Here is a 13,696-nt window from a genome sequence, read left to right as displayed (position 1 = left end):
AGCGTCTGGAGGAAGAGCTGCGGACAGGAAAGCTGTCGGAGAGAAGCCGCGGCTGGCTGGAATTTGCGAACATTCCCGCAAACCTGATGGCGGCGCAGCTTGACCCGCTGCCGGTGGTGAATATCCGACAGGTTCACCTTTACCAGTGTGACCACCGGGGAATGCCCACAGCCCTCATCAACCGGGAGGGACAGGTGGAATGGAAAGCAGAGCTGGACCCGTGGGGAAATGTGCTTTCCGAAGACAACCCGCATAATATTGAACAGCCGCTGAGGCTGCCGGGCCAGTGGTATGATGAGGAGTCGGGGCTGCACTATAACCGGCACCGGTACTATGATCCGGCACAGGGGCGATATATAACACAGGATCCGATTGGGTTGAGGGGAGGATGGAATGTATATTGTTATGTATTTAATAATGCTATAAATTTTACTGACCCAAGAGGATTGGATATATGGATAGAAGGTGCGACACCAGACGAGCCGGATCTTCATCAAAGTGTAAATGTCGGTGATTTCAACGGTAAGTATGATTCATATAGCTATGGGTTAGACATACCTCCCGTTGGAAGGGTTTATAATGATGAAAAGCATGGTGGGCAAATCTATCAATATAAAAAAACCACTCCGGAACAAGATGCTGAATTTAAGAGGGCGATGGATGGAAAATTAGGGGATTGGAGTTTTTATGGTATTAGTGACACCTGTAGAACTTGGAGTAAAAGACAATTTAAAAATGCACCAGGGAATTTAGCTACGACACCCTCTCAATTTATTCCATTAGAGCCGGATAAAAATGTTTTTGTGTCTTCATCACGAGGAGTTAGTTCAAGTGGGAGTAGCACTTCAAAATGAAGAGTTTTTTATTTTTTATTGGAACGTTTTTTTTTAGTATTGCATTTATTGCAAATAATGTAACTATTGCTAGCGGAAATTACAACTATGCCTTTATAATATCAATTATTTGTTGCCTGCTTGTTATTAGTTGCTTTATTGGTTTGGTTTTGCAAAAGAAATATATCAGCGCATTGTTTTTTTTAATTTTACTATATGAATGCTGGCTCATAATAAATAATATAATTTATAGGGTTGGGATGACAACCTGAAGTCATCTACCGTAAATTATCCGTATCGCTGAAAACTGCCAAGGCGGGCTGGTGCGGGAATACCACCACGACCAGGCCGGGCGACTCACCTCCATCATCAACGAGAACCGCCGTCCGTACCGCTTCAGTTACGATGCGATGAACCGGCTGACGGAGGAGGTGGCGTTTGACGGCAGAACACACCGCTTGCCGACAAACTCCAGTAGCACAGCCAGATACCGTTTACGGCGCAGGAGTATGCGGATATGGAGCGTCTGGAAGACGACCTGCGAACCGGAAACCTGTCGGAGAGAAGCCGCGGCTGGCTGGAATTTGCGAACATTCCCGCAAACCTGATGGCGGCACAGCTTGACCCTCTGCCGGTGGTGAATATCCGACAGGTTCACCTTTACCAGAGTGACCACCGGGGAATGCCGGTAGCGCTGATAAACCGGGAGGGACAGGCAGACTGGCGTGCGGAGTACGACCCGTGGGGGGAACTCCTGTCGGAAGAGAACCCGCATAAAATTGAGCAGCCGCTGAGGTTACCGGGCCAGTGGTATGACGAGGAGTCGGGGCTGCACTACAACCGGCACCGGTATTATGATCCGGCACAGGGAAGATATATCACGCAGGATCCGATAGGTTTAAGGGGCGCGTGGAATTTGTATCAGTATCCGTTAGATCCAATTGAAAATATAGATCCACTTGGGTTAGTTGATTTTGGTACAGGATTTAATAGTTATTGCTCTGCTATAGAATCAGCTGCCCGGGATTTACCTCGTGAAGAGGTCAATACTGCAATTAGTAATCTTGAGGGAATGAAAAATGCCTATAATCCATTGCAAGAGTACGCTTTTGGGATAGCGGTTGGAGCACCAGAAATAGGATTGGCAGGGCTGTCAATGGGGGTAACAACGGTTGAAAAAGCGACAACAAAATGTATTTCTAGCATAGCCCAGTCGATCGCGTTAGAAGAGAAAATAATAGGAAGTTAGTATTAACATGTGCTAAGTCAGCACTAAGCTCTGGACTAACCCAAGTAGAGAGTAAATCATTTGGATTCCTATGGGATAAACTAAGTGAATATAACCAAGTAAGTTATTAATGTTAAAGGAAGATAAATGAAACTTTCAAAATCAAAAAATATGTTAATAACAGTCTCGATCATTGTGGTTGTTTTTATTCTTTTCATCCATCATTCCGAAAAAAACAACTTTGGATGGCTTTGGATAACATTAACAATCCATTTAAATAAACGAAGTCAGTAAGAAAGATAGATGCAAAGGCATTAGCAGATTTGGGTTTTTCTTATAGGTATGGTAAAGGTGCTGAAATAAATTATAAAAAATCGGTACAACTATATCGCCAGGTGGCCGAACAGAATTATGCAATAGCACAATATAATCTCGGGCTTGCATATGAACAAGGAATCGGAATCTTACAGAATTATACATTAGCATCTGAATGGTATCATAAAGCTGCAAATCAAGGATTGCCGGAGGCTCAGGTTAATCTTGGTTCGTTATATGCTAATGGAAAAGGTGTGCCACAAAATTTCCAGGAGGCACATAAATGGTTTTTAAAAGCAGCTGAGCAAAACGACCCTTCCGCCATGTATAATCTGGGATTCATGTATCACAATGCGTTGGGGGTACCAAAAGATGAAGTAGAAGCTCTAAAGTGGTTTTCAAAATCTGCGGCCTTAAATAATATTTCAGCCCAAAATTCTTTGGGTGGCTACTATTACCAAGGCTTGGGAGGACTTTCGATAAATAAAGAGCGTGCTTTTGAATGGTATAAAAGGTCTGCCAAGAAAGGTTGTGCGATAGCACAAAGTAACTTGGGAGACGCATATGAAAATGGATGGGCTCTTGGTGGGGTAAATAATAAAGAGGCTTATGCTTGGTATTCTATTGCTGCTTACCATGGTTTTGAAAAGGCTGGTCTGGCGAGGGGACAACTTTCAAAGAAAATGACCCCGGAAGAATTGATGCAAGCAAATGTAATATTTCAAAAATATTTATTGAGTTATTAATGGAAGCTATAAAACTGACATGCCAATTTCAATAATTGGAATGGAGACTGCTGTACTATATTTCATAACTATGATCGGCATCGCTCAGTCCGGTTGGTGGTTTGGGATATTTGGCGATTGAAAAGACTCGCACAATCCGGGCTGAGTTCCCTCAAAGTGATCTACTATTCCGCGCAGTTATTTAGCGAGAAAACTCCGGTATACACAATTTTAATTACAGTCACTTCATCCGTTCACTCAAAACATCTTAAGTGAACGGCGTTAGCCATCCGGCGGCCTGTTGATATCAACAATGATTACGCCGCGAGCAGTTTGTCCATCGCCTTTTGCGCGATGACCAGATGCTGTCCGCCAAACAGGCGTGCCCGATTGAGCAAGGTATACAGTTGATACACCGGTTGCCGGTCAAGAAAATCTAACGGCAGCGGAGACACTGACTGATAACCATCATAGATTTGCGGCGGCTGTTCGGTATGCAGCGGCAGCATCGCCAGATCGCACTCTCTGTCTCCCCAGTAACAGGCGGGATCAAACAGGTACGGTCCGTCCGGACCCAGCGCACAGTTGCCTGACCATAAATCGCCGTGAAGCAAAGAGGGCTGGGGCTGGTGGGAAGAGAGACGTTGCTGCACGTGTTCGACGATGGCGTCAATATTGCCAAAGGCGATGCCTTTTTCCGCCGCTAATTCCAGTTGCCAGCCAATGCGCTGTTCAGCAAAAAACGTTGACCAGCGGCGCTGCCACGCGTTGGGCTGCGGCGTAGTGGAGAGTGCGTTATCGAAATCCAGCCCGAACTGAGGCTGGTCGCTCCATTCATGAAGGTGGGCAAGCTGCTGACCCAGAATAAACGCGTTGTGCGCATCCAGCGGACGAGGAGGGAGAAAGTCCATCACCAGAAAGCTGTAATCACGGTCTGCGCCCACCGCCCAGACTTTAGGGACCGTGACGGTCTGGCTACGTGATAACAGTTCCAGTTGATCGGCTTCGGCCGTGAAGCCCGGAAGCAGTTCTCGCTCATCACATTTGACGAAGAAATCGCGCCCTGCATAGCGCAAATGCCATGCGGCATGAACTTCCCCGCCCGGCAGTTCGTTACGCAGTTCGATTTCGCCTTCACCGAGTTGCTCGCTTAAAAGACGACTGATAGCCTGCCACATGATGTCTCTCCCCATGTTGTCTGCCAGATCATAAGGTTAGCGCAAAAATGCGGTTAAAAAACACGAATTAACGCACACCGTGGACGTATATTCGTACTAAATGGCATTTAATGTCCGCCCCGAACCCACTCATCCCAGCGCTCTACAGTGACCTCCGGAACCTTATCCAGGGCGCTTTCCGCAAGGCCTGCGACCATGGCCTTCACCTCATCCTTGCTTTGTGCGCTGATCAGCCCAAAGGTGTTCGTGCCCAGTTCATGGACATTCCCTTCATCATCCGTGAGGGTGAGCAGAAAACCGGCGCGGGTAAGATGGTTATTTAATTCGTTAATTTCGGTTAAGGAATCTTCGTGAAAACTGACAGTAATGACATAACGGACGATATCTCCACTGGCCATTTGATACCTCTTTGTTATTGCATGCGTATCTAGCATAGACGGTGAAGTCTGATGCCGACAGGTTAGCCCGTGATTCCCCCTCCAAAAGAGGGGGAGGGAGAGCATCAGGATTGGGTGAGATAAGCGTAAATTTTCTGCGTGTCATCGTGTGAACACAGACGGGTTCCCTGATTAATGGTCGCCGCGCTCCCCGCCGCGACGCCGAAACGCACCATATCTTCCAGCGAAGCGCCCTCTGCCAGTTTTAGCGTCATCGCGCCCACCATGCTGTCACCCGCGCCAACGGTACTCTGACTCTTCACCGGCGGAGGAACGACCTGCACACAGCTTTTACTGTCTACCCCCAGCGCACCCTGAGGCCCCAGAGAGACCACCACGCGCCGCGCTTTGCCGCTGTTGACAATTTCTTGCGCCGCCTTGCGCACATCGTCCGGTTGAGTGAGTTCACGGTTAACCAGCGCGCTCAATTCTTTCTGATTGGGTTTAACCAGTTCAATGTTGCCAAGGGCTAACGCGGCTGACAGCGCCTCGCCGGAGCTATCAATAATGCAGCGGATCCCTTGTTTCTGTGCGGCGGTAATTAACTGACAGAACTTCTCGACTTTTATGCCAGGAGGAAGGCTGCCACTGATGACCAGAATGGCGCCGGATTCAATTTCAAGTACCTGTTCTTCAATCTGGCGAAATTCATCATCATTCAGGGCTGCGCCAGGCATGACAAAGCGATATTGTTCGCCGCTGGATTCGACATGAACGTGCAGGTTCTGACGCGTCCAGTCGTTTGCTTCAACGGTGGATACCGGGACATTTTCATCGGCAAGCAGGGCGACAAGGTGTTCACCGGTTGCGCCGCCGACCGGAAAAATGGCAGTGGCAGTACCACCCAGGTGGGCAATGGCGCGGGCGACGTTAATCCCTCCGCCCCCAGGCTCAAAGACCGGTGATGTACAACGAAGTTTCCCTTCGGGATAGATTTGTGGGGTGATTGTTGCGCTATCGAGAGAGGGCGCAAGCGTCAACGTATAGATACGTACCATCTTTACCTCCTGTTAGGCTGAATTCAGTCTGGCACCGAATAGCCACAAAGTGAAGTCATTAACAATAGGGTTTATTGACGTTAGTTAAGTTTACTGGCAGTAAGGTTATATAAAGAGGTAATTGATATGGGCGTTCTCTTATTCAAGAAATGAAATAAGAATTCATTGCTATGCAATTCGTGGCTTTTTATAATTTGTTACCTTTCCTGGTGCGCGATCGTCACTGTCTCAGTAAGGTTTGGCTGGGAGCGTTCTTCGCGTAATTTCATCGTTTTTCGTGTGATATATACTTTGCATAAAAGACACCACTTAACATGGGAGCAACGAGGCAAGTGATAAGTTATTCAGATTGCCATCATCACTCCGTTGTGTGATGTTCTGGAGTTGGTGCTTGTGCCCTCAGAATTCAACGTTTAGTGAGCTGGAAATCTGAAAGTGAAATCTGATATATAACTTTCTTCACCCGCTTCAGCAATGGCCTGTGACAAGGCTTTGTAATACTTTTCCAGGCCCACACTTTCAATCTCAGTCACTTGCTCCCTGATCGGTGCGCAGAACAGCCCGGCAGCGCCCGCCTGAATTTTTTTATTGTTAGGTATCTGTTCGCCGGTGACTGCTTTAAACCATGTTCTGATCCCTTGCTTGAGTGTATTAGGCGCTTTATTTACGTCTTGCTCGTTGGTAAGAAACTGCAAGGTAGGAAATTCATCAGCATTGACAGCGATTTTTAACCGATCAAAGAATTGACTAAACAATTCGAAGGAATTTAAGTCAGTCACTCTTGGCTTTGTACTCTTCCCATTTTTATTTCCGGGCTTTCCGGTGGCGGGTGACGCAGAGGAAGGTTTCATTTTCCCGAGTTCCAGATTAAATAATAAATCGCAGTAACTGCGTCTATCCTCGATATTATGATCAAGGATATAGGCAATTAATTTCGTCACTCTTTCGCTGTCTAAATCTCTGTTTACCAGCCACTGAGAACGTGCAAACTCAGAAGGATTCACAAACCAGTCGGGTATGTCATCAAGCTTTTTTATCTTGCCTTTGCCGTCAACTTCAAAGCACTGGTAATTGTCTTGATCGACAAAGGCAAAACGACAGTTTTTCAACTGTGGCGCTGACTCAAGTTTAAAAATAGCCTTAACGAATAATACGGCAGTTCCGCTAAACGCGTGCGCTGTCTCTTCCTTCTTTTCAAGTACAGCGACCAATGAATCAACGTCGTAGACACCATGACCATCCGTGAAAAGCTGAGGAAATTCAAAAAAAGTATGCGTCATGTTTGTTTAAACCTTTTTGTTATGTATATAGCATCCAATAGACTTTTATGATAGCACGAGAAGACATTGAGAACCATTAGCAACAAATGCACACTGTAAGACATATCACAGATTATTTACAGTCTGTATAAGTTTATTAACTAAACGGATTAGCAGAGCATGAAGGATGATAGTGACGAGGCAAACCCTGAGTCCCGGGAATGAAAGGCGTCGCCAGGCGTTGAGTTGGCATGATGGTTACTTTTTGAAGACTTGTTATTGGTATTTTAGTCTGTGCGAACTTGTCATCTTGCGGGGCATACTTAAATCAGAGTCAAGATAAGCCGTCACTCTTCATCAGAGACATCATTGCTATACTATGACCGAATATAGTCAGGTAATTGAAAGGGTTACATTGATGATGGCGCAGGAAAAAGGCTGCCCCCGAAGGGGGAGCCCTGTCACGATGAAATAATTTATTTGACGCAATCAGTCACTGTTTCTTAGTAATCGCCATGAATACCGGCACCCGCCATCCAGTCACCTGACATAGAGTCTGAGAATTGTACGGTAACCGCGGTGTGTTCGGTCAGTTGTTTTTGCAAACCGCCAGCTAATGCCGCGCCATCACCGTTTGCTGTACCCGTAGAAAGCGCCCAGCTATTCTTATTCGCATCAAAGTGCAAAGAACTCATCGCTGCCGCGTTGTTTAGCCCTTTTTTCAGTTTCTCTTTCGTGTCAGCAATATCTTTTGTATTTTTCTGGATATCTGAAGTGTTTCGATAAATTTGCGCAGAATGCTGTTGCAGTGTGGCTGAATGCTGGTTAATGACATGACTTTGTTTCTGAATGTAGTCACTCTGCGCAGTCTGCTCAGAGCGTACTCCCCGGATGGCGGAGGCGTTATTAGCAATCTGGGTGCGTGTGACGGTATCGCTATCTTTACGAGACTTCGCTTCATCAGCGATATTCTGAGCATTCGTATTGCCCTGAGTAGTAAGACCGGAAATCTCTTGATCCTGGATATCGTTTTTTGCCTTATTCGTGTCCACATCTACGCCCATACGCGTTACCTGATCGTGTACGTTTTCAGCATAACTTTGTGCCGAGAGCGCCTCAGTCATTGCCTGCGAAGCTGTTGCATGCGTATCTGAGATCGCAAGGTCTTGCCCGTTATCTCTTTCTTGCTGAGTCAATGCCATCGCCTGAATTTCATCAACATGCTGGGTAGAAGTACGGGCCTGATTGTCAGCAATTTTGCTTTGACCCTCTTCCAGCGCTTTTGTATCCGTTACGGGTATCACTTGAGACTGAGGCAATCCACCGATCCATTGTGACAGGGCTGTGAGTGACGGGAGATTGTGAACGTTGGCTATCAGATCCCCTTGTTGTTGGTCACCTGTAATGCCTAAACGATTCAGACCGTCAACCGCGCGGTTGTACTGGTCTTGCCATTGATTTAATGGAGCATTTTCAAGATCGTTTAGCGCATTCGCTGCCTCATTAAACTCCTGAAAAGCAGCTTGTGCATCAGCAGGGTTATTAGCAGCGTGGGCACTTGTCACAGAATAAATTGCAGCCAGTACAGCCAGTGAGAATAGCTTGGTTTTCATTGCCAGAATTTCCTGAATAGAAAATAGAATCAACGGATTGTTTTTCAATGACTAGTCTGTGACTTCTCGTTGTCCTTTTTATGGCGAACAAAGCATTTCATGATAACACTTCCAGGTGTTTATTGTGACTGATGAGAGTGTTCAGTAAGTCTTCTTGAAGGTTGAGGATTCTAGTGATTAGGAATTTTCATAGCAATATAAAAGTCATTATTAAATCTGACATATGTCAAAAATAATACTGATTTTAGTCATGATGATTTCAAGTGAAAGTGATGGGGGCTGAAAAAATTCAGTTGATTATTTGGTGTCAGATAACAGAAGAGGTACCCCTAAGAATTTGTGTCTTGCTTTTAAAATTAAACAGGGCAATAACTTGCGTCTGATAATCTTCATTTCTTGTATTCTTCAGATGGTTTAGAATATCGCTGCACGAACAGTGCAAACCTTTCCCATGTATTTTAGAGAACCAAAATGAAGCTTTTAAAGACAGTTCCCGCTGTCGTTATGCTGGCGGGAGGCGTGTTTGCGTCGATGTATGCAACTGCCGATGATTCCGTTTTTACTGTCATGGATGATCCCTCAAGTGCGAAAAAACCCTTCGAAGGCAACCTGAATGCGGGTTACCTTGCGCAGTCGGGCAACACGAAAAGTTCTTCTTTGACCGCAGATACAACAATGACCTGGTATGGTGCTACAACTGCCTGGTCACTGTGGGGTAACGCAAGCAATACCTCTTCTAATGATGAACGCTCTTCGGAGAAATATGCAGTGGGTGGGCGTAGTCGTTTCAATATGACCGATTATGATTATCTTTTTGGTCAGGCGAGCTGGTTGACTGACCGTTATAACGGCTATCACGAACGTGACGTGCTGACAGCAGGTTATGGTCGCCAGTTCCTTAATGGACCGGTACACAGCTTTCGTTTTGAATTTGGTCCGGGTGTCCGTTACGACGAGCACACTGATGGCAAAACTGAGACTCAGCCGTTGGGTTATGCGTCTGGCGCGTACGCCTGGCAGATGACCGATAACACCAAATTCACGCAAGGCGTGTCAGTGTTTGGTGCGGAAGATACCACCCTGAACTCGGAATCGGCGTTGAACGTGGCGATTAATGAGCATTTCGGCCTGAAGGTGGCGTATAACGTGACGTGGAACTCCGAACCGCCGGCAACGGCACCGGAACATACCGATCGACGTACAACGGTCTCTCTGGGATACCGGATGTAAAATGCGGCCAGGCTGTTTTGCAGTCTGGCACTCTTTTAATGCGGCTTTATATTGTCGTTGCGCCGCGGGTTTATTTTTCCCACATTCTGCTTCGCCAGATGACTTCCCCGGCAGCAAAATTCTGTCTTTTCGGGATTACCCCCAAATCATTGCCGCCCAGCGTAGCAATAACATTGCTCCACAGATGGCAATCAGGACGACCACCATTTTCCAGTGTTTTTTGGCGAAGCGATCTGATGGCATTAATTATTTCCTGTCGAAATCAGACTCTTCTTCTTAGTGTAACAAAACCGTCAGCGAGTCAGGGAATTGATTTGCATCATCCTGCATCCAGTGATTGCGACTTTGAACAACGGGGAATGGCGTGTACACTGTCAAGCGGTGTTATCAAAAAGCGGGTGTAGGCCCAGTGTCGCTGCTAAGGCGGCCCGTGGCATATTTCGCAGAGTGAAGCGGGAATCAGCCCACCACTTTTTGGTAATTTTAAATATCGAAACTTTGTATGTGATCTTGCGTATGGGTCACCACTGCAAATAAGGACATAACATGCCTGTTATTACTCTTCCTGATGGCAGTCAACGCCATTACGACCACGCTGTAAGCCCCATGGATGTTGCGCTGGACATTGGTCCAGGTCTGGCGAAAGCCACCATCGCTGGCCGTGTTAATGGCGAACTGGTTGATGCTTCCGATCTGATTGAAAAGGATTCGACTCTTTCTATCATCACCGCAAAAGATGAAGAAGGGCTGGAGATCATTCGTCACTCCTGCGCGCACCTGTTGGGTCATGCGATTAAACAACTTTGGCCGAATACCAAAATGGCGATCGGACCGGTTGTCGACAATGGTTTTTACTATGACGTTGATCTTGACCGTACGTTGAACCAGGAAGACATCGACGCTCTCGAAAAACGGATGCACGAGCTCGCTGAAAAAAATTATGACGTCATTAAGAAGAAAGTGAGCTGGCACGAAGCGCGTGAAACCTTCGTGAAGCGCGGCGAGATTTATAAAGTCTCCATTCTTGATGAAAACATTGCCCATGATGACAAACCTGGTTTGTATCATCATGAAGAATATGTCGATATGTGCCGCGGTCCGCACGTGCCGAATATGCGCTTCTGCCATCACTTTAAACTGATGAAAACCGCAGGCGCATACTGGCGTGGCGACAGCGACAACAAGATGCTGCAACGTATTTACGGCACGGCCTGGGCGGATAAAAAAGCGCTTAATGCCTACCTGCAGCGCCTGGAAGAAGCGGCAAAACGTGACCACCGTAAGATCGGCAAGCAGCTTGACCTGTATCACATGCAGGAAGAGGCGCCGGGTATGGTGTTCTGGCACAATGACGGCTGGACCATCTTCCGTGAACTGGAAGTCTTTGTGCGTTCTAAGCTTAAAGAGTACCAGTACCAGGAAGTGAAAGGTCCGTTCATGATGGACCGCGTGCTGTGGGAAAAAACCGGGCACTGGGAAAACTACAAAGATGCCATGTTCACGACTTCTTCTGAGAACCGTGAGTACTGCATCAAGCCGATGAACTGCCCAGGTCATGTGCAGATCTTTAATCAGGGTCTGAAATCCTACCGCGATCTGCCGCTGCGTATGGCAGAGTTTGGTAGTTGCCACCGTAACGAACCGTCAGGCGCGCTGCATGGTCTGATGCGCGTTCGTGGCTTCACTCAGGATGATGCGCATATCTTCTGTACGGAAGAGCAAATTCGCGATGAAGTTAACGCCTGTATTCGTATGGTCTACGATATGTACAGCACATTTGGCTTCGAGAAGATCGTCGTCAAACTGTCCACTCGTCCTGACAAGCGTATCGGTAGCGACGAAATGTGGGATCGTGCTGAGGCGGATCTGGCGGTCGCACTGGAAGAAAACAATATCCCATTTGAATATCAACTGGGTGAAGGTGCGTTCTACGGTCCGAAAATTGAATTTACCCTGTATGACTGCCTCGACAGAGCCTGGCAATGCGGTACTGTACAGTTGGACTTCTCACTGCCGTCTCGTCTGAGCGCCTCTTATGTGGGCGAAAACAACGAGCGTCAGGTACCGGTAATGATTCACCGCGCTATTCTTGGGTCTATGGAACGCTTTATCGGTATCCTGACCGAAGAGTTCGCTGGCTTCTTCCCGACCTGGCTTGCGCCGGTTCAGGTGGTGGTCATGAACATCACTGATTCACAGTCTGAATACGTTAACGAATTGACGCAGAAACTACAAAATGCGGGCATTCGAGTAAAAGCAGACTTGAGAAATGAGAAGATTGGCTTTAAAATCCGCGAGCACACATTACGTCGTGTCCCTTATATGTTGGTCTGCGGTGATAAAGAGGTGGAAGCTGGCAAAGTGGCCGTTCGCACCCGCCGTGGTAAAGACCTGGGCAGTCTTGACGTAAGTGAAGTGATTGAGAAGCTGCAACAAGAGATTCGCAGCCGCAGTCTTCAACAACTGGAGGAATAAGGTATTAAAGGCGGAAAACGAGTTCAAACGGCACGTCCGAATCGTATCAATGGCGAGATTCGCGCCCAGGAAGTTCGCTTAACAGGTCTGGAAGGTGAGCAACTGGGAATTGTGAGTCTGAGAGAAGCAATCGAAAAAGCTGAAGAGGCTGGAGTAGATTTAGTTGAAATCAGCCCTAACGCCGAACCGCCAGTTTGTCGTATCATGGACTACGGCAAGTTCCTTTATGAAAAGAGTAAGTCTTCTAAGGAACAGAAGAAGAAGCAAAAAGTTATCCAGGTTAAGGAAATTAAATTCCGTCCTGGTACAGATGAAGGCGACTATCAGGTAAAACTCCGCAGCCTGATTCGCTTTCTCGAAGAGGGCGATAAGGCCAAGATCACACTGCGTTTCCGCGGTCGTGAGATGGCCCACCAGCAAATCGGTATGGAAGTGCTTAATCGCGTGAAAGACGATTTGCAAGAACTGGCAGTAGTCGAATCCTTCCCAACGAAGATCGAAGGCCGTCAGATGATCATGGTGCTTGCTCCTAAGAAGAAACAGTAAGGCATTCAAGTAGCATTTCCTGTGGAGCCTCAGGGCTTCACAGGTTTTGTTCGCCTGGGTTTCTGTTTATTAACAATGCGAAGTGGAAGTTATTAAAATGCCAAAAATTAAGACCGTACGCGGTGCTGCTAAGCGCTTCAAAAAAACCGGTAAAGGTGGTTTTAAGCACAAGCACGCTAACCTGCGTCACATTCTGACCAAAAAAGCGACCAAACGTAAACGTCACCTGCGTCCGAAAGCCATGGTTTCCAAAGGCGATCTGGGCCTGGTTATCGCGTGCCTGCCGTACGCATAAGCCGTTAACGTTTAACTTTTTTAATTAGAATAGATACAGGAGAGCACAATGGCTCGCGTAAAACGTGGTGTAATTGCACGTGCACGTCACAAGAAAATTTTGAAACAAGCCAAAGGCTACTACGGTGCGCGTTCTCGCGTATACCGCGTTGCCTTCCAGGCCGTCATCAAAGCAGGTCAGTATGCTTACCGTGACCGTCGTCAACGTAAGCGTCAGTTCCGTCAACTGTGGATTGCGCGTATCAACGCAGCAGCACGTCAGAACGGTATTTCTTACAGCAAATTCATCAACGGCCTGAAAAAAGCCTCTGTTGAAATCGACCGTAAGATCCTGGCTGACATCGCAGTATTCGACAAAGTCGCGTTCACCGCGCTGGTTGAAAAAGCGAAAGCAGCTCTGGCATAAGCCAGTGAAAAGAGGGAGCCTGGCTCCCTCTCTTTTATTATCAATCTTAAACCACCTCCTATGGAGGTGGTGATCGTTCATGTGGGGCTTTGCCCGTAGAATGCCCATGCTAAATACTGCCTCGGTTTGTTACCAGCAAATCAAGGAGTAAATAGCATG

13 protein-coding genes and 1 pseudogene are annotated in these 13,696 nt (G+C 47.1%); 8 read left to right on the top strand and 6 right to left on the bottom strand.

Annotated elements, in window-relative coordinates; translation table 11 throughout:
- From WB371_RS23210 to WB371_RS23200, 3 genes and pseudogenes are all read left to right on the top strand, one after another.
- On the top strand, nucleotides 1-854 hold an 854-nt coding region (locus tag WB371_RS23210), incomplete at its 5' end, for an RHS repeat-associated core domain-containing protein (protein ID WP_336222315.1).
- 496 nt (nucleotides 855-1,350) lie between these two features.
- Nucleotides 1,351-1,800, top strand: a pseudogene (locus WB371_RS23205) (RHS repeat-associated core domain-containing protein); the annotation flags it as partial.
- A gap of 560 nt (nucleotides 1,801-2,360) precedes the next feature.
- On the top strand, nucleotides 2,361-3,122 hold the full coding sequence (locus tag WB371_RS23200; RefSeq protein ID WP_336222316.1) for a tetratricopeptide repeat protein: 762 nt from the start codon (nucleotides 2,361-2,363) through the stop codon (nucleotides 3,120-3,122).
- Between the two features lie 296 nt (nucleotides 3,123-3,418).
- On the opposite strand, the gene WB371_RS23195 is transcribed toward WB371_RS23200, so the two are convergent.
- The 5 genes from WB371_RS23195 to WB371_RS23175 all read right to left on the bottom strand — a co-directional run bounded on the left by WB371_RS23195 (nucleotide 3,419) and on the right by WB371_RS23175 (nucleotide 8,634).
- A complete protein-coding gene (locus WB371_RS23195; RefSeq protein ID WP_336222314.1) occupies nucleotides 3,419-4,279 on the bottom strand; it encodes a fructosamine kinase family protein in 861 nt (286 codons plus the stop codon).
- A gap of 107 nt (nucleotides 4,280-4,386) precedes the next feature.
- Nucleotides 4,387-4,677 (bottom strand): type V toxin-antitoxin system endoribonuclease antitoxin GhoS, encoded by a 291-nt coding sequence (gene ghoS, locus WB371_RS23190; protein ID WP_336222313.1) that lies wholly within the window; start codon nucleotides 4,675-4,677, stop codon nucleotides 4,387-4,389.
- Nucleotides 4,678-4,781: 104 nt separating this feature from the next.
- Nucleotides 4,782-5,714 carry a 6-phosphofructokinase II gene (gene pfkB, locus WB371_RS23185; protein WP_336222312.1) on the bottom strand — a complete coding sequence of 311 codons (933 nt, stop codon included), beginning with the start codon at nucleotides 5,712-5,714 and terminating at the stop codon, nucleotides 4,782-4,784.
- A gap of 413 nt (nucleotides 5,715-6,127) precedes the next feature.
- Nucleotides 6,128-6,994: a hypothetical protein gene (locus tag WB371_RS23180; protein WP_336222311.1), complete on the bottom strand. Its 867-nt coding sequence runs from the start codon at nucleotides 6,992-6,994 to the stop codon at nucleotides 6,128-6,130.
- 482 nt (nucleotides 6,995-7,476) lie between these two features.
- Nucleotides 7,477-8,634 (bottom strand): hypothetical protein, encoded by a 1,158-nt coding sequence (locus WB371_RS23175; RefSeq protein WP_336222310.1) that lies wholly within the window; start codon nucleotides 8,632-8,634, stop codon nucleotides 7,477-7,479.
- A gap of 423 nt (nucleotides 8,635-9,057) precedes the next feature.
- On the opposite strand from WB371_RS23175, the gene WB371_RS23170 reads away from it, so the two are divergent.
- A complete protein-coding gene (locus WB371_RS23170) occupies nucleotides 9,058-9,816 on the top strand; it encodes a YdiY family protein (RefSeq protein ID WP_336222309.1) in 759 nt (252 codons plus the stop codon).
- Nucleotides 9,817-9,951: 135 nt separating this feature from the next.
- On the opposite strand, the gene yniD is transcribed toward WB371_RS23170, so the two are convergent.
- Nucleotides 9,952-10,059, bottom strand: a complete 108-nt coding sequence (gene yniD, locus WB371_RS23165; protein WP_336222308.1) for a small membrane protein YniD — start codon at nucleotides 10,057-10,059, stop codon at nucleotides 9,952-9,954.
- Between the two features lie 303 nt (nucleotides 10,060-10,362).
- On the opposite strand from yniD, the gene thrS reads away from it, so the two are divergent.
- The 4 genes from thrS (at nucleotide 10,363) to rplT (ending at nucleotide 13,537) form a co-directional block, all read left to right on the top strand.
- On the top strand, nucleotides 10,363-12,291 hold the full coding sequence (gene thrS, locus WB371_RS23160; protein WP_336222307.1) for a threonine--tRNA ligase: 1,929 nt from the start codon (nucleotides 10,363-10,365) through the stop codon (nucleotides 12,289-12,291).
- A gap of 3 nt (nucleotides 12,292-12,294) precedes the next feature.
- Nucleotides 12,295-12,837 carry a translation initiation factor IF-3 gene (gene infC / locus WB371_RS23155; protein ID WP_012905609.1) on the top strand — a complete coding sequence of 181 codons (543 nt, stop codon included), beginning with the start codon at nucleotides 12,295-12,297 and terminating at the stop codon, nucleotides 12,835-12,837.
- 97 nt (nucleotides 12,838-12,934) lie between these two features.
- Complete coding sequence (gene rpmI, locus WB371_RS23150) at nucleotides 12,935-13,132, top strand: 50S ribosomal protein L35 (RefSeq protein ID WP_001124225.1); 198 nt, start codon at nucleotides 12,935-12,937, stop codon at nucleotides 13,130-13,132.
- A 48-nt stretch (nucleotides 13,133-13,180) separates the two neighbouring features.
- A complete protein-coding gene (rplT, locus tag WB371_RS23145; RefSeq protein ID WP_000124850.1) occupies nucleotides 13,181-13,537 on the top strand; it encodes a 50S ribosomal protein L20 in 357 nt (118 codons plus the stop codon).
- Nucleotides 13,538-13,696 lie beyond the last annotated feature (159 nt).

Source organism: Citrobacter amalonaticus, from assembly GCF_037053465.1.
Taxonomy (GTDB): Bacteria; Pseudomonadota; Gammaproteobacteria; order Enterobacterales; family Enterobacteriaceae; genus Citrobacter_A; species Citrobacter_A amalonaticus_H.
The sequence above is the reverse complement of the archived record's forward strand: the minus strand, read 5'-3'. Positions and strand labels throughout refer to the sequence as shown.

Coding starts and splice junctions, on each gene's coding strand:
- WB371_RS23195 (WP_336222314.1), bottom strand. CDS start 4,279: ATGTGGCAGGCTATCAGTCGTCTTTTAAGCGAGCAACTCGGTGAAGGC.
- ghoS (WP_336222313.1), bottom strand. CDS start 4,677: ATGGCCAGTGGAGATATCGTCCGTTATGTCATTACTGTCAGTTTTCAC.
- pfkB (WP_336222312.1), bottom strand. CDS start 5,714: ATGGTACGTATCTATACGTTGACGCTTGCGCCCTCTCTCGATAGCGCA.
- WB371_RS23180 (WP_336222311.1), bottom strand. CDS start 6,994: ATGACGCATACTTTTTTTGAATTTCCTCAGCTTTTCACGGATGGTCAT.
- WB371_RS23170 (WP_336222309.1), top strand. CDS start 9,058: ATGAAGCTTTTAAAGACAGTTCCCGCTGTCGTTATGCTGGCGGGAGGC.
- yniD (WP_336222308.1), bottom strand. CDS start 10,059: ATGCCATCAGATCGCTTCGCCAAAAAACACTGGAAAATGGTGGTCGTC.
- thrS (WP_336222307.1), top strand. CDS start 10,363: ATGCCTGTTATTACTCTTCCTGATGGCAGTCAACGCCATTACGACCAC.
- rpmI (WP_001124225.1), top strand. CDS start 12,935: ATGCCAAAAATTAAGACCGTACGCGGTGCTGCTAAGCGCTTCAAAAAA.
- rplT (WP_000124850.1), top strand. CDS start 13,181: ATGGCTCGCGTAAAACGTGGTGTAATTGCACGTGCACGTCACAAGAAA.